14 protein-coding genes are annotated in these 23652 nt (G+C 64.8%); 11 read left to right on the top strand and 3 right to left on the bottom strand.

Translation table 11 applies throughout. The features are described from left to right. Nucleotides 1-471: 471 nt before the first annotated feature. Together NFR49_RS05090 and NFR49_RS05085 are read left to right on the top strand one after the other, a co-directional pair. Nucleotides 472-870, top strand: a complete 399-nt coding sequence (locus NFR49_RS05090) for an ArsR/SmtB family transcription factor (protein ID WP_251158558.1) — start codon at nt 472-474, stop codon at nt 868-870. Between the two features lie 99 nt (nt 871-969). Beyond that, complete coding sequence (locus NFR49_RS05085; protein ID WP_251158557.1) at nt 970-4398, top strand: ATP-binding cassette domain-containing protein; 3429 nt, start codon at nt 970-972, stop codon at nt 4396-4398. A 137-nt stretch (nt 4399-4535) separates the two neighbouring features. On the opposite strand, the gene frc is transcribed toward NFR49_RS05085, so the two are convergent. Beyond that, a complete protein-coding gene (frc, locus tag NFR49_RS05080) occupies nt 4536-5867 on the bottom strand; it encodes a formyl-CoA transferase (protein ID WP_251158556.1) in 1332 nt (443 codons plus the stop codon). A gap of 308 nt (nt 5868-6175) precedes the next feature. Between frc and oxc the strand changes: the two genes are divergently transcribed. After that, nucleotides 6176-7963: an oxalyl-CoA decarboxylase gene (gene oxc / locus NFR49_RS05075; protein ID WP_251158555.1), complete on the top strand. Its 1788-nt coding sequence runs from the start codon at nt 6176-6178 to the stop codon at nt 7961-7963. Nucleotides 7964-8029: 66 nt separating this feature from the next. Continuing rightward, entirely contained in the window at nt 8030-9280 is a 1251-nt protein-coding gene (locus NFR49_RS05070) for an AEC family transporter (RefSeq protein WP_251158554.1), read from the top strand. A 322-nt stretch (nt 9281-9602) separates the two neighbouring features. Here NFR49_RS05070 and NFR49_RS05065 read toward each other — a convergent pair whose 3' ends face one another. Next, nucleotides 9603-10622, bottom strand: a complete 1020-nt coding sequence (locus NFR49_RS05065) for a hypothetical protein (protein ID WP_251158553.1) — start codon at nt 10620-10622, stop codon at nt 9603-9605. A 405-nt stretch (nt 10623-11027) separates the two neighbouring features. Beyond that, nucleotides 11028-12287, bottom strand: a complete 1260-nt coding sequence (locus tag NFR49_RS05060; protein WP_251158552.1) for a chloride channel protein — start codon at nt 12285-12287, stop codon at nt 11028-11030. A gap of 124 nt (nt 12288-12411) precedes the next feature. On the opposite strand from NFR49_RS05060, the gene nifJ reads away from it, so the two are divergent. From nifJ to NFR49_RS05025, 7 genes are all read left to right on the top strand, one after another. After that, nucleotides 12412-16011 carry a pyruvate:ferredoxin (flavodoxin) oxidoreductase gene (gene nifJ, locus NFR49_RS05055; protein ID WP_251158551.1) on the top strand — a complete coding sequence of 1200 codons (3600 nt, stop codon included), beginning with the start codon at nt 12412-12414 and terminating at the stop codon, nt 16009-16011. Nucleotides 16012-16343: 332 nt separating this feature from the next. Then, entirely contained in the window at nt 16344-16730 is a 387-nt protein-coding gene (locus NFR49_RS05050; RefSeq protein WP_251158550.1) for a hypothetical protein, read from the top strand. An 829-nt stretch (nt 16731-17559) separates the two neighbouring features. Next, the gene (locus tag NFR49_RS05045) at nt 17560-17775 is read left to right on the top strand and encodes a helix-turn-helix domain-containing protein (RefSeq protein WP_251158549.1); all 216 of its coding nucleotides are present in this window, start codon (nt 17560-17562) and stop codon (nt 17773-17775) included. A 434-nt stretch (nt 17776-18209) separates the two neighbouring features. After that, nucleotides 18210-18932, top strand: coding sequence for a hypothetical protein (locus tag NFR49_RS05040; RefSeq protein ID WP_251158548.1), 723 nt, complete (start codon nt 18210-18212; stop codon nt 18930-18932). A 737-nt stretch (nt 18933-19669) separates the two neighbouring features. Then, nucleotides 19670-20395: a hypothetical protein gene (locus NFR49_RS05035; protein WP_251158547.1), complete on the top strand. Its 726-nt coding sequence runs from the start codon at nt 19670-19672 to the stop codon at nt 20393-20395. A 468-nt stretch (nt 20396-20863) separates the two neighbouring features. Further along, nucleotides 20864-21082: a hypothetical protein gene (locus tag NFR49_RS05030; RefSeq protein ID WP_251158546.1), complete on the top strand. Its 219-nt coding sequence runs from the start codon at nt 20864-20866 to the stop codon at nt 21080-21082. A 132-nt stretch (nt 21083-21214) separates the two neighbouring features. Further along, complete coding sequence (locus NFR49_RS05025) at nt 21215-23614, top strand: glycoside hydrolase domain-containing protein (protein WP_251158545.1); 2400 nt, start codon at nt 21215-21217, stop codon at nt 23612-23614. Nucleotides 23615-23652 lie beyond the last annotated feature (38 nt).

Genomic DNA, 23652 nt, shown 5'->3' with positions numbered 1-23652 from the left:
ATCAATATAAGAATCTGTCCCTCTGGGGAATCTCTCCGCCCCATGGAAGCGCCTTGTATCGAAATAAACGAAAACATAGGAAGACAACTGGACCGTTTTTATCACTCATCGAATCTAATGGCCTGGGGCGGCTCGGCGTTTAGCTCCTCGCGGTCTTTCTCGAATCCTGTCATCGCCAACGGTCGAAGCGTCATGGTCGGTGGGAGGGGGACCGAGATGCTTGCAGATTATTCAGTCGATTAGACAATGCGTGCAGCGCCGTTCAGGGATGCGGGATAAGGGGTGCATCGACAGACGTCGTACTCTCATCGGAGGCACCGGATCGAGTGCTGTTGATACGACCATAACGCGGGGTCATGGAAAAGTTTGGCGCATATCAGACTAATTAGGTTTTGTTTCTAGACAAGAACGCCGAGAAGTAACAGAATATGCATGACCATTCTCACCTTGAGTGCCGGGAGGAGTTTCCCAATGAAGAGCATGGACGGCGCCGCTGTGTTCAAGGCGCTGGCAGATGAGAACCGCGTCGACATCGTCCGGTTCATCGCAAGGCATCCCGGCGTGACCGCCAGTGCTCTGCTCGACCGCCTCGACATCGCCCAGTCCACCCTCTCCCATCACATGAAGGTGCTGCTGAGTGCCGGCATCGTCGTGTGCAAGCGCAAGGGCAAGTGGACCCACTACTCCATCAACATCGAGACGGTGGACCGCATCGAGCGCTTCGTCGGTGCCCTGAGGCCCGCCCGCCCGGCCAAGTCCCACCGCGCGCGCCCCATGGGCGAGGTCGCCGAGACCGAGACCACGGTCATCCGCATGAACGAGCAGGACATCGAGGCGGAGGACCTCGAGGGGGTCGCGGCCGAGGAGTAGGCGCTCCCGCATCGGTTATACTTCCAGTGAAAAGTAATTTTCCCCGGTTCTGACCACGGTCGGGAACCGGGGGTTTCTTTTTGCGGCGGGAGGACCCCCATGCTGGAGCTCAAGGACGTCGTCAAGACCTACCCCGTGGGAGACGGCGAGGTGGCGGCCCTGCGCGGGGTGTCCCTGGCGTTTCGCACGAGCGAGTTCGTGGCCGTTCTCGGCCAGTCGGGCTGCGGCAAGACCACGCTCCTCAACATCGTGGGCGGCCTCGACCAGTACACGTCGGGCGACCTGCTCGTGAACGGCCGGTCCACCAAGGGCTACTCCGACGCCGACTGGGACGCCTACCGCAACCACTCCGTGGGCTTCGTGTTCCAGAGCTACAACCTGATCCCGCACCAGACGGTGCTGGCCAACGTGGAGCTCGCGCTCACCCTCGACGGCGTCTCGGCGGCCGAGCGCACGCGCCGCGCCACTGAGGCCTTGGAGCGGGTGGGGCTGGGCGACCAGCTCGCCAAGAAGCCGGCCATGATGAGCGGCGGCCAGATGCAGCGTGTGGCCATCGCCCGCGCCATCGTCAACGACCCCGACATCATCCTGGCCGACGAGCCCACGGGCGCCCTCGACTCCAAGACGTCGGTGCAGATCATGGACCTGCTCAAGGAGATCTCCAAGGACCGCCTCGTGGTCATGGTCACCCACAACCCCGAGCTCGCCGAGGACTACGCCACCCGCATCGTGCGCCTCTCCGACGGCCAGGTGCTGTCCGACTCCAACCCGCCCACGGCCGCCGAGCTCGCCGCCGAGCCCGCGGACCCCAAGCCCCGCCACACGCACCTGCCGTTCCTCACGGCCCTGGCCCTCTCGGCCAACAACCTGCGCACCAAGAAGGGCCGCACTGTCCTCACGGCGTTCGCCGGCGCCATCGGCATCATCGGCATCGCGCTCATCCTGTCGCTCTCCAACGGCATGAACGACTACATCGCCGGCATCGAGTCGGACACCATGGGCGCCTACCCCATCACGATCAGCCGGCAGACGGTGGACATGATGGGGGCCATGAGCGAGGACTCCATCAACGAGCGCATGGAGATCACGGGTCACGGCACGGGCGGCGACGGCGACGGCCAGGAGGACGCCATCGTCTCCAACAACGTCGTGGCAAAGACCGTCGAGCAGATCGACACGCTGGTGAAGACCAACAACCTCGGCGCCTTCCGCACCTATATAGAGGGGCACCGCGCGGACATCGACCCCTACGTCACCGCGGTCTCCTACGACTACGAGGTGTCGCCCCAGGTATGGCGTGAGGACGGGGGCGGCGCCGTGAGCCGGGTGTCTCCCCGCACGCTGATCGACGGGGCCGGCACCATGGCGCAGTCCATGATGGCGTCCAACGCCACGACCTCCTCCCAGTGGAGCCAGCTCGTCGACGACGAGGCGCTCCGCGAGGGGCAGTACGACCTGAGGTCCGGTCGCTGGCCTGAAGGGGAGGGCGAGGTGGCCCTCGTGGTGGACGAGAGCGGCCGCGTGAGCGACTTCGTGCTCTACACCCTCGGCCTTCTCGACGAGGGTTCCATGGACGAGCTCGTCTCCTCGGTCGAGAAGGGCGAGGAGGTCGACGACCCGGTGCACACCGTGGCCTTCGACGACGCCATCGGCAGGACCTACACGGTGTTCTCGCCCTCGCAGCTCTACCAGGAGCGGGACGGCGTGTATGTGGACAAGGGCGATGACGCCCAGTACGTGGCGTCCCGGATGGGCGACGGCGTGCCCGTGGAGGTCGTGGGCGTGCTCCAGGCCAAGGACGGCGCCCCGATGACCGGCGGTGTGGTCTACACAGGGGCGCTCACCCGCAGGCTCATGGCCGTGGCGGCCGAGCAGCCGGTGGTGAGGGCGCAGCTTGCCGACCCCGACAGGAACGTGCTCACGGGCGAGGCCTTCGAGGACGACGGCGACTCCGCGGCGGCCGGCGTCGATGCGGCCATGAGCACCATGACCTCGATGTTCTCCCGCACGGGCTTTGGCGGCGGGGCCCGTGCCTCCGGTGGCCCGTGGCGCGGCGGGGCCGTGGTGACGGCCGGTGTCTGGCGTGCGCCCGAGACCGTGACGCTGCACCTCGTGGACGCCGAGGCGCCCGCGCCCGGGGACGGCGCGGGCGGCGATGCGGCTGGGGGCGGCGGCGCCGAGGCACCCGGGGGCGCCGGTGGCGACGCGCCGGTGCCGGGAGGCGACACCGTCACGGTGGACCTCTCCAAGCTGAGCCCGGAGCAGCGCGCCCTCGTGGAGGCGCTCCTCTCGGGCGACGTCTCGGCCGACGAGCTGCAGGAGCGCATCCGCGAGATGGTGCTCGGCAGCATCACGCCGGAGGAGATCCTCTCGCGGCTCACCCCCGAGCAGAAGCATCAGGTCGTGCAGGCGATTCTCGCCGACGTCACGCCCGAGCAGATGATGGCCATGCTCACCGACGACCAGCGCGCCCAGCTCATGGCCGACGTCGTGAAGGGCCTCTCCGACGAGGAGCGGCAGCAGCTGGCCCAGCAGCTCGGCGTGCAGGTGGACCCGGCCCAGATCCTGGCCGCCATGACGCCCGAGCAGCGCGACGCCATGGCGCGCGAGTTCATGGCCTCCGACGCCGGCAAGGCCCTCATGGAGCAGTACCTGGGCTCCATCGACAAGGACGCGCTGCTCGCCGAGTACATGGGGACCGTGGACACCGACGCCCTCATGCGGCAGTACATGGAGGGCATGGACACGTCGGCGCTCATGGCGCAGTACCTGCAGGGTATGGACACCAAGGCCCTCATGGAGCAGTACCTGTCGTCGCTCACGCCCGAGCAGCTGGCCGAGATGGCGGGCATGACGGCGCCCACCCAGGAGCAGATCGACGCCCTCATGGCCCGCTACTCCGGCGACACGCCGCGCACCTACGACGACGTGCTGGTGAAGCTGGGGTACGCCACCGAGGACCGGCCTGAGCAGATCGTCATCTACCCCCGCGACTTCGAGGCCAAGAAGGGTGTGGAGGACTTCATCGCCGGCTACAACGCCCAGGCCAAGACCGACGCCGACAAGGTCACCTACAACGACCTCGTGGGCATGATGACGAGCTCCATCACCGACATCATCAACATGATCACCATGGCCCTGCTGGCGTTCGTGGCCATCTCGCTGGTGGTGAGCTCCATCATGATCGCCATCATCACCTACATATCGGTGCTCGAGCGCACCAAGGAGATCGGCGTGCTGCGGGCCATCGGCTCCTCCAAGGGCGACGTCACGCGCATCTTCACGGCCGAGACCTTCATCGAGGGGCTGCTGGCCGGCCTCATCGGCGTGGCCGTGGCCGTGCTCGTCGACATCCCCATCTGCATCGCGGTGGAGCAGGGCTACGGCGTCGCGGGTATCGCGGTGCTGCCCCCGGTGGACGGCCTGGTGCTCGTGGCCATCTCGGTGGCGCTCACGCTGGTGGCGGGCTTCATCCCGTCGCGCATGGCTGCGAGGAAGGACCCGGTGGAGGCGCTGCGCAGCGAGTAGGGCGGGACAAAAGTGCCCGACCATTGGGACAAAAGTGTCCGGGTGTTGGGACATCGGGACAAGAAGGGCCCCCTGCGTCCTCAGATGCAGGGGGCCCTTTGGGTCGCTTCCCGTCGGGTCGTTCCCGGTGGTGCGGGTTACTTTGCGGCGGGGGCCACGAGGTCGGCCTTCACGCCGTTGTTGGAGCCGATGACGCCGGCCTGCTCCATCTGGGCGATCTGGTCGTCGGTGTAGCCCAGGCCCTTGAGGATCTCGACGTTGTTCTCGCCGAGGTTGGGGGCGCGCTTGTAGTCGGGCTTGTAGTTGGCCAGGCTGAAGGGCAGGCCGATGGTCTTGAAGGAGCCGCGGGCCTCGTCCTGGTCGATGGTGACGATGGTGCCGTCGCTGTTGAGGTCGGGGTCGTTCTCCAGCTCGTTCCAGTCGAGGACCGGGCCCACGGGCACGCCCTTCTCACCGAGCATGGTGGTGAGGGTGTCCTTGTCGTACTGCATGGTGAACTGCTCCACGCGGGCGTAGACCTCGGCCTTGTGCTCGTCGCGGGCGTTGGCGGTGGAGAACTTGGGGTCGGTCAGCCAGTCCTGGAAGCCCATGGCGTTGCAGAAGTTCTCAAAGCCCTTGGGCGACTGCTGGATGACGATGTAGACGTAGGCGTTGGGGTCGGTCTCCCAGCCCTTGGCGCGGTAGCACCAGCCGAGCACGAGGCCGCCCTCGGCGTTCTCGGCGCGCGGCACGGCCTTGCCCCACTTGTAGCCGGGGTAGCAGGCGTAGTAGCTGAGCTCGTGCAGGTGGTCGAGGATCAGCTGGTCGCGGAGCTTGATGCGGCAGAGGTTGAGCACGGCGTTCTGCATGGACTGGTACACGTAGGTGCCCTCGCCGGTGCGCTCGCGCTGCATGAGGGCGGCGAGGATGCCGATGCACAGGTGCATGCCGGTGTTGGAGTCGCCCAGGGCGGCGCCGGACTGGGTGGGCACGTTGAAGTCGCCGGTGTTCCAGCCGGTGGTGGAGGCGGCGCCGCCGGCGCACTGGGCCACGGGCTCGAAGGCCTTCACATGGGCGTAGCGGCTGCCCTGGTTGAAGCCCTTGAGGGAGGCCATGATGCACTTGGGGTTGATGGCGTGCACCTGCTCCCAGCCAAAGCCCAGCTTCTCCACGTCGCCCGGGCCGATGTTCTCCACGAAGACGTCGGCGTCCTTGAGGAGGTCGGTGAGGACCTTCTTGGCGGCGTCGTCCTTCATGTCGAGGGTGAGGGACTTCTTGTTGGCGTTGAGCTGCAGGTAGTACAGGGAGTACGACCCGTCCACGTCGTTCATCTCGTTGCGGGTGGGGTCGCCGCCGTGGACCTTCTCGAGCTTGATGACCTCGGCGCCGAGCCAGGCGAGGAGCTGGGTGCAGGAGGGGCCGGACTGGACCTGGGTCCAGTCGATGACCTTGATGCCGGCGAGGGGTGCCGTGCTGGTGGTGTCTGCCATGGGATTCCTTCCTTCGAACCGTGGAGGTCGCCTTCGGGCGGCCTGGGCGATGATGGCTCTCGTGGTCGTGGGTACCCGCGGCCCCCGAGGTCCCCACGGGGTGTCCCCAAGTCCACAATCACTCTACACAAATATAATTTAATAAACCTGATAGAAAAAAACAGTGGACACGACCTCATGTAATAAAGGGACTTGAGATGTATTACGTCCGCTTTTTTCGGGTTCGGGCGCCAGGGCGACGCGGTTCGGGGGAAGAGACCCCGTGCGATGAAGCGGCTCTGCCACCGCATATGACATTGGAGGTACACGTGAGCAACCAAACCGCCGCCCCGAACCAGGGACTCACCGACGGCATGCATTTCCTCGCCGACACCTTGATCGCCAACGGCGTCAAGAACATGTACGGCGTGGTGGGCATCCCCGTCACCGACTTCGCCCGTATCGCCCAGGCCAAGGGCATCAAGTACGTGGGCATGCGCCACGAGGCCGACGCCGGCAACGCCGCCGCGGCCGAGGGTTTCCTCACCGGCCGTCCCGGCGTCTTCCTCACGGTCTCTGCCCCCGGCTTCCTCAACGGCCTCGCCTCCCTCAAGGAGGCCACCGAGAACGGCTGGCCCTGCATCCAGCTGGCCGGCTCCTCGGTCCGCCACACCGTCGACCTCCACGAGGGCGAGTACGAGGGCCTCGACCAGCGCGCCTACGCCGTGCCCTTTGCCAAGGACTCGTTCCGCATCGACCGCATCGAGGACATCCCCCTGGGCATCGAGCGCGCCATCCGCACCGCCACCACCGGCCGCCCCGGCGGCGTGTACGTGGACATGCCGGACGACCTCATGGGCCAGACCATGGACGAGGACGCCGCCCAGAAGATCCTGTTCACGGCCGAGAACCTGAACCCGGCGCAGCCCGCCGACCAGGCCATGGTCGAGAAGGCCCTGACGCTGCTCGAGAACGCCAAGAACCCCATGATCGTCGTGGGCAAGGGCGCCGCCTACGCCCGCGCCGAGAAGGAGGTCGCCGAGTTCGTCGACAAGACGAACATCCCCTTCCAGCCCATGTCCATGGCCAAGGGCCTCATCCCCGACGACGACCCCCACTCCACCGCCTCCTGCCGCGGCCTCGCCCTGCGCACGGCCGACGTCATCCTGCTCATCGGCGCCCGCCTCAACTGGATGCTCGGCTACGGTGAGGGCAAGAAGTACAACCCCGACGTCAAGTTCATCCAGATCGACATCGACGGCGCCGAGTTCGGCAACGCCCGCCACATCGACTGCCCGCTCCTCGGCGACATCAAGACCGTCATGGGCCAGCTCGTGGACGGCCTGTCCTCCCACAAGATCCAGGCCAGCCAGGAGTGGATCGACCTCCTCGCCGCGGACACCAAGAAGAACGACGAGCGCTTCGGCGGCGCCGAGACGGCCGACACCGTGCCGATGACCCACCAGAACGCCCTGGGTGCCATCAAGCGCGTGCTCGACAAGAACCACGACGTCTACGTGACCAACGACGGCGCCAACACCCTGGACGACTGCCGCGACATCGTCGACATGTACCTGCCCCGCCACCGCCTCGACTGCGGCACTTGGGGCGTCATGGGCGTGGCCATGCCCTACGCCATCGCCGCCGCCGTCACCACCGGCAAGCCCGTGGTCTCCATCTCCGGCGACTCCGCCTACGGCTTCGCGCCCCTCGAGGTCGAGACGGCCTGCCGCTTCGACCTGCCCATCGTCACCATCGTCCTTAACAACGGCGGCATCTACCGCGGCGACTTCGAGGACCTCGGCGACTCCGGCGACCCGAGCCCGCTGACGCTGGACGCCTGCGCCCACTACGAGAAGGTGGGCGAGGCCTTCGGCGCCACCGGCTACTTCGCCACCACGCCCGCCGAGCTCGAGGCCGACCTCACCGAGGCCCTGGCCTCCGGCAAGCCCGCCTTCATCAACGTGCAGCTCTCCGTCCACGCCGGCGTCGAGTCGGGCCACATCGGCGACCTCAACCCCAAGCCCGTCGTCGGCCCCCTCGCCACGAGCGAGTGCGAGGACCTGAACGAGGAGGTCGTGGACGGCAAGCTCGTCCAGGAGAAGCCGGCCCGGTAAGCCGCGAGGCCATCGTGCGGGGCCGTCTTGGCGGGCGGCCCCGCACTCGAGGAGAAAAGCGCATTCATGATCAAGATCATCGTCAACGACATCGTGCCGATCCTTGTGATCATGGCCCTTGGCTACATCTGCGGTCGCGTCCATTACTTCGACGACGACCAGCGCCAGGGCCTCAACAAGGTCGTGCTCGACATCGCCCTGCCCGCCGCCCTGTTCGTCTCCATCGTCAAGGCCACCCGCGAGATGCTCGCGAGCGACCTGGTGCTCACGATCCTGTCCCTCGTGGGTGTGACGGGCATGTTCATGCTCAGCTACCTGCTGTGCAAGAAGCTGTTCCACCACACCACCCAGGAGGCCGCCGTCTGCGCCCTCATCGCTGGCTCGCCCACCATCGGGTTCCTCGGCTTCGCCGTCCTCGACCCGATCTACGGCAACGACGTGACCACCAACCTGGTCATCGGCATCGTGTCCATCGTGGTCAACGCCGTGACCATCCCGCTCGGCTTCTACCTCATCAACAAGGGCCAGAGCGAGATGCGCGCCAAGGCTGCCAAGGGCACCAAGGCCGTGCCCGCCGCCTCTACCGCCGCCTCCGCCGCCGTCCCGGCCGCCGGCTCGGCTGCCGCCGCCTCCGCCGCTGCCTCCGCCGCCGTCCCGGCCGCCGGCTCGGCTGCCGTCGACGACGCCAAGGCCCCCAGCGCCCCCGCCACCCCGGCCCGCGCCCCCGTCACCGACCAGGAGGCCCGCGCCGCCGAGAAGGAGCACGGCATCCGCAAGGAGATCGACGTCATCCGCGCCGAGGAGCGCGGCCACGCCAAGAAGCACGCCATCAAGAACCCCAATGTGGCCGCCATCGTCAACGCGGTGAAGAAGCCCGTTGCGGCCGCCCCGCTCATCGCCGTGTTGCTCGTGCTCATCGGCGTCCGGTTCCCCTCCGAGCTCGACCCCTGCTTCGAGCTCATCGCCAAGGCCAACTCCGGCGTGGCCGTGCTGGCTGCCGGCCTCGCCCTGTCCACGGTCTCCCTGGGCGTGAACAAGGAGGTCATCTGGAACACGTTCTACCGCCTGATCCTCATGCCCGCCGTGATCGTGGCCGCCGGCTTTGCCCTGGGCATGGGCAGCGACCCGTCCAAGATCTCGATGCTGGCCATGGCCGTGGCCCTGCCCCCGGCGTTCTCCGGCATCATCATCTCGAGCCGCTACAACATCTATGTGAAGGAAGGCGCCAACTCCGTGGCCGTCTCCACGGTGTGCTTTGCCGCCACCTGCATCCTGTGGGTGTGGGTCATGCCGATCCTCTGCTCCATGTTCCACTAGGGCACGTCCAAGGATTCAAGGCCTCGCCTTCGAGGGCCCGCCACGGCGGCGGGCCCTCTTTTTTTGTGCCCGGGGGCGGGGCTGTCGGATGGGCTGCCGGACGGGCCTGTCGGGCGTGCTGTCGGGCGGGCTGTCGGAAACCGCGATTGCCGACGGTCAATCCGGGGGAGGTCTGTCGGAAACCGCGGTTTCCGGCCGACAGGCGAGGGTTCCGGCCGTTGCGGTGCGCCTTCGGGCGGCATGGCATCGCGATCTCCGACGGCTCCGGCCCGGGGAGGTCGTCGGAAACCCCGATCTCCAACAGCCGCGGGCTCGTCTCGGCCTACCAGAAGCGGTGGGGACCCAGCAGCCGCGCCCGCAGTGCCCGGCGCCTCTCCACGTGGGAGAGGTCCCAGGAGAAGGGCGCGCCCAGGCGCAGGGCCAGGCGCTCTGCCGCCAGGGAGAACGCAGTCTCGTCCATCACCGTGGAGGCGGTCCATGGGACGAGCTCCACGCCGGCGATGTCGGCCGCGAGCTGGCGGCGCTCGTCCGCGAGGTGCCGCTGGCGGCTCGAGTGGTGCTCGTTGCTGTCGTACTCCACGCCCACGGACGCCTCGGGCCAGAGGAGGTCGACGAAGATGCGCCGCTGGCCGCCGAGGATCCGCTGGGCGTCCGGCCCGAGGTCGATGGGCGGGTTGAGCTCCGGGAGCGGCAGGCCGAAGCCCCCGTGGCGCAGGGGGAGGGAGAGCAGGAGGGCGAGGGCGGTCTCCATGGGCGAGCGTGACAGGGACGGGGTGAGCCGCGCGGCGCGGCGGAGCAGGTCCCCCTTGGTGGTGTTGGCGGGCAGTCCCTGGGCGAAGGCGCGCAGGGACGGGACCGAGAGCAGCGGCGGCCGCTCGACCAGGGGCCTTTCGAGGTCGAGGTGCAGCTCGTACGTGGAGCACAGGGTTGCGGCCGTTGCCACAAGGCCCGGCAGGTCGAGGAGGCGGGCCCGGAGGAGCAGGTAGAGGGTGGGGGCCACGACGTAGGCGGCCTCGTCCAGGCCGAAGGGCTCCTCGATGCGCCAGACGGAGTCGGCGGCGTCGATGGGCGGGATGTGGTGGGCGCGCACGCCCTTGCGGGTGCGACGGTGCGTCTCGTCGGCAATGGCCAGGGAGACGTCCGGCTCCCGGGAGTCGGGGAGCCCGGTGAGGGCCCGGGCGAGCCCCTGGGTCCGCCGCCACCAGGGGGCGTCGCGGACGGCCCTGGCCTGCCGCGCCGTGCACGTAGCCTCCCGCAGGACGCGGTCCGCCTCTTCCTTAGGGATCGGGGTGAGCGGGGCCCGTGAGGCGTATGTGATCCAGGCACCCAGGTCGCACAGCACCGTACTCATGGAATGGAGTATAGGAAAACGGCAGGTCCAATTGGGCGTCTTTTCAAAAAACGGTTGACAATGTTTTGACCAGGAACTGACCGGGACCTGACCGCGGCCCCGGGGTTTGCAGGATGGGGCCGGCGCGGCGGCGTGCGGCGGGTGCGGAGAGGCACGGCGGCGTGCGAAGATGTGCGGCTGCGAGCGGCGGCGAGTGTCGGAGATCGCGGTTCCCGACGGCTGCCGCCGCAGCGACCGGCCTGAAACCGCGATCCCATGCCGGTCACGTCGGTAATAGGGGCGGGAGACCGCGATCTCCGACGCCTTGGCGCCGGGGTGCCGGCCTGAAACCTCGATTTCCGACGGTGGGCCTGCCGGCCGCGGGGTGGGACCGGGTCTCCGTCCCGGCCGCGGGGGCTACCCCCGGTGCCGCCGCACCCGGTCGACGGCGCCCCTCAGGGCGGTCCGTCCCAGCCACGCGGCCCCGATGCAGGGGAGCAGCCAGGGGACGAAGCCCCAGCCAAAGAACTCGCAGCCCACGAGCACGCCGGAGATGGGGCAGCCGAGGGCCACACCGTAGAGGGCCGCCATCGCCAAGGCGCCCGTGAGCAGCGGGTCGGCCCCGCAGAGAGACGCCACCGCCGACCCCATGAGGGCCCCTGTCACAAACATCACGGTGACCTCGCCGCCCCGCAGCCCAAAGCCCAGGCACACCACGGTGAGGGCCAGCTTGAGGGCGAAGCCCCACCCGCCGTGGGGCTCTGCCAGGGCCGGGACCACCAGGTCGGTGCCGAGACCGGCCCATCCCATGAGGCCCGGCACGGCGAGGAGCGCCACGGCCACCACGGCCCCTCCCGTGACCAGGCACCGCATGGGGTCGTGGCCCATGCGGCTGCGGAGCCCCTCGAAAAGGCGGACCCCCGCCTCAAAGCCCACGCCCGCCACGGCGGCGCCCACTGCCACCAGGAGCGCCCCTGCGAGGTCGGGTGCCGCGGCGGCCCGGGAGCCCACGAAGGGGGTCTGGATCTGCAGGCCCATGGGCCTGGCAAAGGCCGCGGCCACCAGGCACGAGAGCAGCACCGTGGGAAGGTGACGCACGTGGCAGCGCCGGGCCGCCAGGTGCTCCACCAGGTAGGCGAAGACCCCCAGGGGGGCGCAGAGCAGGGCCGAGAAGCAGGCCGCCAGGCCGCAGGCCACGGCCCAGTCGTAGGCCGGCTCCCCGTTGTCGTCGTCCACGGAGAACCAGGGCACCATGGCGGCCCCCACCGAAGCCCCCAGGTACTTGGCGGCGGAGTCCGGTCCCACCGACGCCCCTCCCAGAAGCGACATCAGGGTCCCGGCCAGCATGGTGGGGCCCACCCTGGTGGGGAGGCGCCGGTTGGTCCCCATGTCCTTCATGAGGCCGTTGAACCCGGGCCGCAGGTCCATGACCACCCCGAGGCGCCGGTACATGAGCACCTCGAGGGCCGCCAGGGCCGGCAGGAGGGCGCTCAGCCACGGCAGCGCCCGCCAGGCGTCCCCTGCCCAGGAGACCCCGAGGCAGAGCACCACGTTGGCAAGGCCGCACAGGATGCCGCAGACCACGGCGAAGGCCACGCGCCTTCCGCCCATGGCCCAGTCGTAGGCATCGAGGCGTCGTCTTGTCCAGGTGGCGGCCGCCGTCATCCTTTGGCCCACAGGCATCCCCTCCACAGAGCTTCCGTCGTCTCCGTAGATACCCGACCTGCCCGCTTGTCTGAGGGTATAGACCGCCTGTTCATCTCTCGGGCCCCGGGCCCGACCGTTCCCGTGGGAGGACCCCATGCCCCAAACCCAGCATCCCCGTCGCGAGGCCATGGACGGCATGACCGCCGCTGCCTACGCGGCCTACGCCCTGTCCGACGCCGCCCTCATCTACCCCATCACGCCGGCCTCCAAGATGGCCGAGACCGTGGAGCGCTGGGCCTGCGAGGGCCGCGAGAACCTCTTCGGCGCCCCGGTGGACGTCAAGGAGATGCAGTCCGAGAAGGGCGTGGCCGGCGCGTTCCACGGCGCGCTGTCGGGAGGCGCCCTCGCCAGCACCTTCACGGCCAGCCAGGGCCTCATGCTCATGATCCCCAACCTCTACAAGGTGTCGGGCGAGCTGCTCCCCGGCGTGCTCCACGTGACGTGCCGCTCGCTCTCGGCCCACGCGCTCTCGATCTTCGGCGACCACCAGGACATCATGGCCATCCGCGCCACCGGCGTGGCCATGCTCGCCAGCGCCACGGTGCAGGAGTGCATGGACCTCTCCCTCGTGGCGCACCTCTCCGCCATCGACGGCTCCGTGCCGTTCTGCCACTTCTTCGACGGCTTCCGCACGTCGGACGCCATCGAGACCGTGGACGTCATCGAGCCCGAGGCCATGGCGCCCCTCGTGGATTGGGACGCCGTGCGGTCGTTCCGCGCCCGCGCCATGGAGCCGGAGCGCCCCGTCATCCGCGGCACGGCCCAGAACCCCGACATCTACTTCCAGAACCGCGAGGCCGCCAACCCCTCCTACGACGCGCTGCCCGCCGTCGTGCAGGCCAACATGGACAAGGTCGCGGGGCTCACGGGTCGGCGGTACCACCTCTTCGACTACGACGGCGCCCCTGACGCGGAGCGCGTCGTCGTGACCATGGCCTCCTCGGCCCAGGTGGCCAAGGAGTGCGTGGCGCACCTCGTGGCGGCCGGCGAGAAGGTGGGCGTGGTGACGGTGCGCCTCTACCGGCCCTTCTCCGCCGAGCACCTCCTCGACGCCATCCCCGCCACGGCCAGGCGCGTCTCGGTGCTCGACCGCACCAAGGAGCCCGGCAGCCTGGGCGAGCCGCTCTATGAGGACGTGGCCCTGGCCGTGCTGTCCTCCGGGCGCCCCGTCGAGGTCCTCGGCGGCCGCTACGGCCTCTCGTCCAAGGACTTCACGCCGGCCCAGGTCAAGGCGGTCTTTGACAACATGGCCCTCGAGGAGCCCAGGCGCCGCTTCACCGTGGGCATCGACGACGACGTCACGCACCTGTCCCTGCCCGTGGGCGGCCCCGTCCGCTGCCTGCCGGAGCCGTGCTCCCAGGCGGTGTTCTACGGCTTTGGCTCCGACGGCACCGTGGGCGCCTCCAAGCAGGTGGCGCGCATCCTGTCGCGGGAGCAGGGCACCTGCGTGCAGGAGTACAGCTGGTACGACTCCAAGAAGAGCGGCGGCCTCACCATCTGCTACCTGCGGCTCTCCGACAAGCCCGTGCAGAGCCCCTACCTCGTGGACGACGCCGGCTACGTGGCCTGCCACAAGTCCACCTACGTGCGCCGCGGCTACCCCATGGCCGACCGCCTGGCCGAGGGCGGCACGTTCGTGCTCAACGCGCCCTGGGCCGACGCCGCCTCGTGGGAGGAGCACGTCCCCGCGCAGCTGCGCCAGGCGCTCGCAAGGAAGAAGGCCAAGGTCTACGCCGTTGACGCGAGCGGCCTCGCCGAGCGCTGCGGGCTCGGCGGGCGCGTCAACATGATCATGGAGTGCGTGTTCCTCAAGCTCACCGGCCTCATGGACTACGATGCGTTCGTGGCCGCCCTCAAGGCCGACATCCAGGAGGTCTACGCCGCCAAGGGCGCCGACGTCGTGAAGGCCGACCTCGAGGCCGTGGACGGGGCGCTGGCCTCGCTCGCCGCCATCGACTACCCCGACTCCTGGGCCACGGACGCGGAGGGCCCCGAGACCGTGGCCCAGAGGATGGCGCCGGCCGACAGGAGCGGCTACGTGCGCGACGTCTTCTGGCCCATGGAGGAGCTCCGCGGCGACGACCTGCCCGTGAGCGCCATGACGCCGGACGGCTTCGTGCCCCTCGGCACCACGGCCCTGGAGAAGCGGGCCGTGGCCTACTCGGTGCCGCGGTGGGATGCCGACGCCTGCGTGGAGTGCTACGAGTGCTCCTACGTGTGCCCCCACGCCGCCATCCGGCCCTACCTCGCCACGGGGGACGAGCTCGCCTTTGCCCCGGAGGGCTTCGACACCAGGCCGGTCACGCTGCCGGCCCTCAAGGACGAGGGCCTGGCCTTCAGGATCCAGGTCTTTCCCGAGGACTGCGTGGGCTGCGGCAGCTGTGCCTACAACTGCCCGGGCCACGCCCTGTCCATGGAGCCGCTGCCCACGCAGCTCGAGACCCAGAGGGAGGCCCTGGACTTCTGCCAGTCGTCCGTCTCCCTCAAGGACCACCTGCTGCCCGCCGCCACGGTGCCGGGCACGCAGCTCCAGCAGCCGCTCTTCCAGTTCTCCAGTTGCTGCGGCGGCTGCGGCGAGGCCCCCTACATCAAGCTGCTGACCCAGCTCTTCGGCGACCGCCTCATCATCGCCAATGCCACGGGCTGCTCGTCCATCTACGGCGCCTACATGCCGGCCATGCCCTACGCCGTCAATGCCGCCGGGCACGGCCCCGCCTGGGGCAACTCGCTCTTTGAGGACAACGGCGAGTACGGCTACGGCATCGCCAAGGGCGTCAGGATCCGCCGGGGCCACCTGGAGCGCCTGGTGTCCCGGGCCGTGGCCGACAAGGGCGCCGGGCTGCCCGCCGGGGCCACCTCCCTCATGGCCAGCTGGCTCGAGGGCAAGGACGACCCCGAGGCCGCCTACGACCTGGGGAGCGCCATCCGCACCGAGCTCGAGGGCACGGCCGCGGGCACGGGGGAGGGCGCGGGCCTCGCGCGGCAGATCCTGGACTACGGCGAGATGTTTGGCAAGAAGAGCGTGTGGGCCGTGGGCGGCGACGGCTGGGCCTACGACATCGGCTACGGCGGCCTCGACGAGGTGGTGGCGAGCGGCGAGAACATCAACATCCTGGTGCTGGACACCGAGGGCTACTCCAACACCGGCGGCGAGATGAGCAAGGCCACCCAGATGGGTGCCGTCACCGGGTTCACCTACAACGGCAAGGGCACGCCCAAGAAGGACCTGGGCACCATGCTCATGCAGTACGGTTACGTCTATGTGGCCCACGTGAGCCTGGCCGGCGACATGCAGCAGGTGATCGACGTCATGCGGGAGGCCGACGCCTACGACGGCCCCAGCGTGGTCATAGCGTTCTGCCCCTGCATCAGCTGGGGCATCGAGGGCGGCATGGGCGGCGTCACGGGCATCATGCGCGAGGCCGTGGAGACCGGCTACTGGCCGCTCTGGCACTTTGACCCGCGCCTGGCCGAGCAGGGCGGCGACGCCTTTGTGCTGGACTCCGCGGCGCCGAGCAAACCCATGGGGCCGTTCCTGGCCAAGATGCGCCGCTACGCGAGCCTGGCCGACCGCGAGCCCAAGGTGAGCGCTCGTCTCCAGAGCGAGCTGGCCAAGGACAGCGACGCCGTGTACCGGCGCCTGAACGCGCTCGTGGAGGTGTACGGGCCCGAGAAGGGCGGCGCCGGAGAGTAGGCCGGTGGGCCGGCGGCGGCTGGACCGGCGGGCCGGTGGCGGCTGGGTCCCGCGCCGCGGCAGACCATGCCGATGGGCCTTCCGGCATGGAGGCGGCGCCGAAGGGCCGCCCTGGACCGTCCGAACCCCATGCCGGAGACCGCTCCGGCATGGGGTTTGTCGTCTGCGGCCGAGAGAACCCATGCCAGAAGGGGCTCCGGAATGGCCGACGCGGCAGTTCGGGTCTGGGGCTCGGTCCCGGCGCCCAGCTATCAGCTAACTAATTAGTGTATTGTCTTTCTAGTAGCCGAACTTATACTGGGGACACGGAGGCCCCGACGGAACGAGGAGCCATGAGGACGATCCTGACCGTACTGTTCGGCGCCGTGCTCGCCTGCTCGCTGGTGGCGTGCTCGGGAGGGGAGCTCCAGGAGGCGGACGCCGGTGCGGTGCGGGAACCGGCGGAGGTGCAGCCCGGCTCCGCCCCCCCCCAGCCGCTGGAGATCGTGGAGTCGTGGTGGTCCGTGAGCGACGGGGGCCGACTCTCCTATGTGGTGATGGTAAAGAACCCAAACCAAGGAATGGAGTGCAGAGAACCGCAGTTCAGCGTGGTGCCAAAAGACGGGCGGGGAAAAGCGATCTGCCACTACCTCGATGTTCCCTTCGTTGTGGGAGCGGGCACTACCATCGCTTTGGCGGACTCTTGGGAAGTTTGGCGACAACTCGGTCGCATCGATTGATTTTGCTCTTGAAAAGCCTGGCACATGGGGCGAGGCGAAGCCTTTGCCCGAAGATCTCTATGAGGTGTCGGGCCTTCGGAAGACCCAGATGCCGTACGGCTACTGGTGTGAGGAAGCGATAACCGGGGAACTGCTGCGTAACCGCGCCATCCCTGTTGAAGGTGTTGGCTCTGCACGCATCTCGATCGTATGCCGAGATGGGCGAGGGGCAATTTTCGGTGTAGCCCTCGGCATCGTGGACAATCCTCCACTGGGGGAGAGGGTACCGTTTGATGCCGCGTGCTTCTTTGCGGGGGAGCCAGACTCGTATGAGGCGTACGTCATACCTGGTCCCACAAGGAATGCGTAGGCGGGGTTGCCGACGATCAGCGCGGTTTTTCGGGCCTCGGGACAAACCCGAGGCCTTTTTGTGCGACCTGACGGGGCGGCGCGGGCTTGGAGAAGTCAGTGCGTTGTCCCTGCGCAAAAAGTCAATTAAGTAAATAACGTTATATTAGATCCATTAGAAGTTGAGTGTGCTGCACCAGCTTTGAATTGCATTGGAGGATGTGCAATATACTGCACATTTAATGCGATACAACAGAATGTAACGATATGAGTCAATCTGCGAATAGTCTCAGGAAGAATGAGAAAAATAGACATAATAATCGTTTACGTATTTCCTAAGTGCTAAAGTCAGTGATGATAGAAGGACAAGAAATCTGACAACAACAGGAAATCATAATTAATCTCTGAATAAGCATACTTCTTTGAAATAAGTGTTGATATGAAGATGCGATGTCGGCTACTCCTGATTAGACCATTGGAACTTGGCTGAAAGGAATCAGATATGACGTTTGAAGAGATTCCCTACTTGATGACTGTCAAAGAGCTTGCAGAGATCACTGGTGAGCATGAGGGGACGATTCGTCGTGGAATTCTCCAGGGGCGTATCCCGGCTGACAAGATTAATGGTCGTTGGGTTATCTGCCGTGATGCTGTTTTTCCCAATGCCATGAAGGCATTGGGGCTTGAAGCCAGGTCCGGTACACGTGGCGTCGTGTAGTCGGTGCCTGTCCCTCGTCCGGATAAGTAGAATCATTGAAGATTGGAAAAGTATGGGTGTTTGGACAACCCGTCAAGAGATGCTGCTGCGCGAATTCGCTAGCTCTGGAGTCGTGGCAGTGAGAGAAGAAATCCTTCGAAAGACAGGGGTTGACCATACGATTCGTGCAATCGAGGTCTATGCGAGTCAATTGGGTGTGAGCTTGCGGAAAAGATCATCGTGCACTCGTTGTGGGGCAACAGACGCTTATATATGTCGAAATGGAATCTGTCTGCGTTGTGTTGGAGATTTGCTGACGTCAGAGGACGGACAATCTTTCTAAAGATGCTCACGTCTCTTAATTGCCCGCTATTCAATCTATTACACTATTGCATATATTCATAATAACAATATAATGAGAGGAGATGTTTGGTTGACATGAAGGGGTGAGATGCATGAAGGTCATTTTGGCTGCGCTGACAGGAGTTGTGCTCACCCTTTCCCTGGCTGGATGCTCGGTCGCGGAACCAGATTCTTCCGCCGCATCCTCCGCTGAGGGCGTAGTTCAGGTAGAAACCGCGCCGCAGCCATTGGAGATTGTCGAGTCTGGCTGGTCAGTCAACGATGATGGGTATGTGACCTATGCTGCCGTTGTTCGGAATCCCAATGACAGCTGGCGCTGTGAGACGCCTTCCCTTGATGTCGTTCTTAAAGATAGTGACGGGAAGGTGCTGGGGCGTTATGGTGACGACCCCTTGGTAATCGAGGCGGATTCTGAGGTGGCTTTGGCGGGGATGGTGGGTAATGATCGTCCAGACGTTTCTAATGTCGAGTTTTCTATGGGTGCAGGGGGCAGCTGGAGTGCGTCTGGGCCAGTAGAGACCGACTTCTACTCGGTAACCGGGTTAACGCGCGGAGCTGCCACCAATTGGCCGGCGGAGTCTTTCCGCGGTGCTGTGACTCGAAATCACTATGTGTCAACGGAGGGTGCGGGCGCTGTTCTTATTTCCGTTATAGCCAGAGATGAAAGTGGTGCCATTGTCGGGGGCGCTTCTGCTGTGATGGACGGCATCCCCTCAAGGGAGGCGACTCCATTTGAGGTTCCCTGTTTCATCCCACAAGAGGGTGTGGCCACTTACGAAGCCTTTGCTAGGCCTTCACCGAAGGTGATGGCATAGGTCGTACCCATACACAAGAAGGCGACCTCCCGGCTTCGTGCTGAGAGGTCGCCTTTTGGGGCGCAGTTCAGGATTTTAGTGATATCCCTCTCGCTTTGACTCCCAAGAAGCTTGCAAAGATAACCGGTGAGCATGAGGGGGCGATTCGCCGGGGGATTGCCGAGGGGCGCATTCCGGCCGACAAGGTGAACGGGCGGTGGATCATCTGTCGAGACGTGATTTTCCCCAAGACTAAAGAGGTTCTGGGGAATGGCTTTAAGTAGGTTTCCGTCTAGGACCCCATGGTCGAGAACGCGCGAATGGAAGGGAATGAGTGACCTGTGAGCGTGTGGACGGTTCGCCAAGCCAAGAAAACTTGCTGAGCATATTTGGCAGCCAAGGGGTTGAGGCGGTGCAAGACGCCATGTGTCGGGAGACTGGCATCTGTCATAGCATGCGAGCAATCGAGGCTCGTGCAAACCAGCTTGGCGTGAGCCTTCGCAAGAAGGCGACATGCTCCCGATGCGGGGCAGCGGGCGTTTGCGTTTGCAAAAACGGCCTTTGTCTTAGGTGCGTGGGGGTCCTTTTGGAAAACGAAGACGATTGTTCTAGAGCCACTGGTGGTGCGCAATCCGGCCATACCATCGAAGTTAGTTAGACGCTATCAGCTCTCATCTAAGCAATTATACTGTTGCGTATTGCACATGCAGCGACTAAAGTAAGAGATGCAAGGCGGACACACGATGAAGCGTGGTGCCATGAAGAGGACCCTGACGCTGTTGCTCGGGGCTGTGCTTGCAGCCTTTCTTTGTAGCTGCTCTCTTTTTTCTGCAGGACTAGCCGGCGATGACTCGAATGAGACGGCATCTCCGCTTGGTGTGCCAGTAAAACCTTTGGAGGTCGCTGAGCATGACTGGTGGGTAAGCGAGGGTGGCAAGTTTTCATACGTAGCTGTTTTGAAGAACCCCAACGACTCGCTGGCCTGTCTGTCACCGTGCCTGCATGTCCGCATACAGCATTATGACTGGAGTAAAGCGGAGGACTATATTGATGTGCCCTTGGTGGTTGAACCGGGGTCCACTGTTGTCTCCGCAGGATCTTGGGGCATCGATGGACGCGGGGTCGCATCAGTTGACTTTGTTCTGGATGATAGGGGTAGTTGGGAAGAAGTCGCGCCGTTTTCCGATGAGATGTATACGGTACAAAATATCTTATTAAATAAGATGCTTTTTGATAATTCACTGACTGGCGAGTTGGTCTGTAGTGGCAACATCCCTATCGAAGGCGTCGGTGCTGTAGAGCTGGCTGTTGTTGTCCGAGACAGTCGCGGAAAGATTGTTGGAGAGGCTACGGCTTTTGTGGATGATCCTCCGATAGGAAGGCCGGTGCCCTTTGAGGCGCCTTTGCACGTCAAGGATTCCTTTGATGACGAGTCTTGTACTTATGAAATCCATGCAAGGCCCAGTCCCCCAAACAATGCGTAGCCAAGCGTGATTCACCGGTTTCAGGGGCTCTGATAAATCAGGGCCCCTGTTTGTGCAGCGAACCAGCTTTCGGTTTCCTTGCAAGGCTGGTTCGTATCGCTTTAATTAAAATAGGAAATATATTACATAATGACAAAATGTATTGAAACGTAATGATTCAGTTATTACTTCACACAGGAAATAGTAAATAACAGATTGTTGGATGCCTTACAGCTCTGCGGGCTTAGTTTGTTCTCGTGCAGCCCAAAAGGGGCCTGCGGAAAAGAAAGCGTCGAGGGGGCTTTCGTCACGTAGAAAGGTAACGATATGGCCAGTGCAGGACAGGTTGTCAATCCAAACGGCGTTTCGATGACGGGGAGCACCACGGTGGATAGCTTCTATACCGCTCATGCACCGTATTTCGTAGAGCTCCGAAAGGCCCAGTACAACGGAGGTACGTGGGTGTGGGTCCGAGTGACTACGAATCTTGTGAACAACTACAACCCGGCGGATACCACGGTGAAGGTCACCACGCCCTATGGCACCTGCACCGGCCTCGCCCCGGGCGGCAACATCAGTAGCGGTGTCGTCGGATCCCGCGCGTGGTCCAGGGCCATTTGCGTCGGGACGACAGGTTCTGGTGTGAGCGTGACCTACAGTGGTGCGTGCATCGGCAGCACTGCCACCAAGACCGTTACGCTGCGCTAGGTTCGCCTGCGCGTTGTCGAGTCTTTTGAGCTGATGGCACGCCTCGATTCCGGCCCTCGACGGGGCTGGGGCGTGCCGCATCTTCCTCATATAAATCAATACTACATCCAAATCTAAGAACGGAGCCGTTCCATGGCTGACGAAATGGTCCTCGAGACCCAACAATGGCTCAACGCAACCTATGGTTCAGATTCCCGCTTCAAACGCGTGGCCGAAGACGGCCTCACGGGCTGGGGCACCATCAACGGCCTGATTCGCGCCCTGCAGATCGAGCTTGGAATCCAGGCCACGGCCGACAACTTCGGCGCGGGCACCGAGGCCCGCTTCAAGGAGGCGTGGCCCAACGGGGTGGCCCAGCAGGCGGACACTGACACCACCGAGAACAATGTCTACGCGATAATCCAGGGAGCCCTCTGGTGCAAGGGGTACTCCACCGGAAGCCATATCACGCGACACTTCTATGGCGGCACCGGGTCCGCCGTCCGGCAGCTCAAGGCTGACATGGGAGTCAGCGGCGACTCGACGGTGGACGTCGACGTCATGAAGTCCCTTCTGTCCATGAAGCAGTTCGTCCTTCTGTCGAACATGGGCGGCAAGGGCCAGATTCGTCTCGCGCAGCAGCGTATCAACAGGGGCTACCGCGCTTATACGGGGATCGTCCCCACCGACGGCCTCTATGGCCGTGAGATGAACACGGCCCTCATCCAGGTGCTTCAGGCTCTCGAGGGATTTACGCCTGCCCAGGCCACGGGCAACTTTGGAGATGGAACGCGGAGCCGGCTCAAGACCGTGAGCGCTTCCAACGCCGCAGAGAACCCTCAGTGGGTGTGGCTGGGGAGTGTGGCACTGGTGTGCAACGGAGAGGACAATGCTGTGAGCACCGCTTGGACGACGGAGCTCCAAGCGGCCATCCTCCTCTTTCAGGGGGAGTACGCGCTCCCGTCCACGGGAGTGTTCGACCCCACCACATGGATGAGTCTGCTCACCTCCAAGGGCAACCCGGACCGTCCCGCTACAGCCTGCGACACCCGCTTTGAGATGACGCAGGCACGAATCGACACGCTCAAGGCCAGCGGCTATCGCACTGTGGGACGCTATCTTACGGAGCCGGGGCAGGCCTCCCTGGACCCGTCGGAGTACTTCAAGGCCATCCATCCCGGCGAGCTCGAGCGCATCGTTGCCAACGGCATGGGCTATTTCCCGATTTTCCAGGAGAATGCTCGCCAACTCTCGGACTTCACTGCGGAGAAGGGCGCGATTCACGCCCAAGAGGCCGTGGCGGCGGCAGAGCGTCTGGGTATCCCGCCCACGGTGATTTATTTTGCTGTTGACATGGACCTGCTGGGAGACCAAATTGATCCGTATCTTGTACCGTACTTCCGGGCCATCAACCAGAACATTGGGTGCTATGCCGTGGGCATCTACGGCTCCCGGAACGTCTGCACCCGCATCATCGGCAAGGACCTCGCGACGACGGCTTTTGTGTCAGATATGTCGACGGGGTTCTCTGGGAACCTTGGCTTTCCGATTCCGGCTCTTTGGAATTACGACCAGTTTGCCGAGGTCAGCAACTTCCGGGGCCAGGGTTGGGACCTTGACCGTGTGGCGTGGTCCGGTCGATGGGCGGCGTGCGACACGGTGGTGGATATGCACCCGATCGTTCAGATTCCTAACCCGAGTCTTACGTTTTTCGAGGAGTGGGTCGGCGACGTGGAGGAAGCTTCTGTTCGCTCGCTTGGGTCCCCCGATCTGCTTTCTTGGAGGTCTGATATCGGAATATTCATCCTTCAGTGGATACGCAAGCCAAAATACTGGCCCGGGAATGGTGCGAGTGAAGGGGCTGGAATCCTGTGGTCCGTGTACACGCCCGAGCCTGCGGCAGATCATGCAGGAGAGGCACGCCAGATGGTCGCCTTCGCCTGCGACTCTGTAAGTGAGCAAAAGGGTGGCATAAAAGCATCGCAGGGCGCTGATCTCGGCTATGACGTAGAGCACATGGCTGCCACTGCGTTGGGCTATCTCAAGTGGGGTATCGGAGCGGCTCATAACGATTATGGGCTGGGCGACCTAGGTGGCTGGGCCCTCGATTTGCTTCAGGTGTGGGGGAATTATCAGAAAAATGCCGGAGGCAAGGCCCTCTCCCAATGGCTGGCGAACAACCTGGGAGTCACCGATGCATCGGGATTTGGCCCCAAGGATATGGTCGCTGATGCGGACGCTTGGCTAATCGCTAGGGCGATGGTTGATGATGAGAGCCCAGCCGCCCTCTCGGAGGCCATGGGGAGCGTGTACCAGCAGACCGCATCACAGCGGCTCGAGACGTTTTATCGGGAGCGGTTCGGGGGTAGCGCGGGCAATGTGGCGCAGGCATTTCGGGAGCTGGTCAACGGCATCGATCTGGGGGAATTTAAGGATGTTCCACTTACGGAGGACGTCTTGAAGCTGGCTGCCGGGGCCGAGGAACTGCCCACCCAAGAGGAAGCAGGAATAATAGGTCTGGCGTATGGAGCGTTCCTGTCTGCACAATCCTAATTGTCGCGGGTCGAGGGGAGGCGCCCTCGACCCGCGTT

The sequence above is a fragment of the Caniella muris genome (genome assembly GCF_943193035.1).
Taxonomy (GTDB): domain Bacteria; phylum Actinomycetota; class Coriobacteriia; order Coriobacteriales; family Atopobiaceae; genus Granulimonas; species Granulimonas faecalis.
This window is presented reverse-complemented; position numbering and strand designations above follow the sequence as displayed.

Bases quoted from the DNA above. Each gene is read 5' to 3' on its own strand.
- frc (WP_251158556.1), bottom strand. From the start codon at position 5,867: ATGGCAGACACCACCAGCACGGCACCCCTCGCCGGCATCAAGGTCATC.
- NFR49_RS05040 (WP_251158548.1), top strand. From the start codon at position 18,210: ATGAAGGTCATTTTGGCTGCGCTGACAGGAGTTGTGCTCACCCTTTCC.
- NFR49_RS05070 (WP_251158554.1), top strand. From the start codon at position 8,030: ATGATCAAGATCATCGTCAACGACATCGTGCCGATCCTTGTGATCATG.
- NFR49_RS05045 (WP_251158549.1), top strand. From the start codon at position 17,560: ATGACGTTTGAAGAGATTCCCTACTTGATGACTGTCAAAGAGCTTGCA.
- NFR49_RS05090 (WP_251158558.1), top strand. From the start codon at position 472: ATGAAGAGCATGGACGGCGCCGCTGTGTTCAAGGCGCTGGCAGATGAG.
- NFR49_RS05050 (WP_251158550.1), top strand. From the start codon at position 16,344: ATGAGGACGATCCTGACCGTACTGTTCGGCGCCGTGCTCGCCTGCTCG.
- nifJ (WP_251158551.1), top strand. From the start codon at position 12,412: ATGCCCCAAACCCAGCATCCCCGTCGCGAGGCCATGGACGGCATGACC.
- NFR49_RS05035 (WP_251158547.1), top strand. From the start codon at position 19,670: ATGAAGAGGACCCTGACGCTGTTGCTCGGGGCTGTGCTTGCAGCCTTT.
- NFR49_RS05025 (WP_251158545.1), top strand. From the start codon at position 21,215: ATGGCTGACGAAATGGTCCTCGAGACCCAACAATGGCTCAACGCAACC.
- NFR49_RS05085 (WP_251158557.1), top strand. From the start codon at position 970: ATGCTGGAGCTCAAGGACGTCGTCAAGACCTACCCCGTGGGAGACGGC.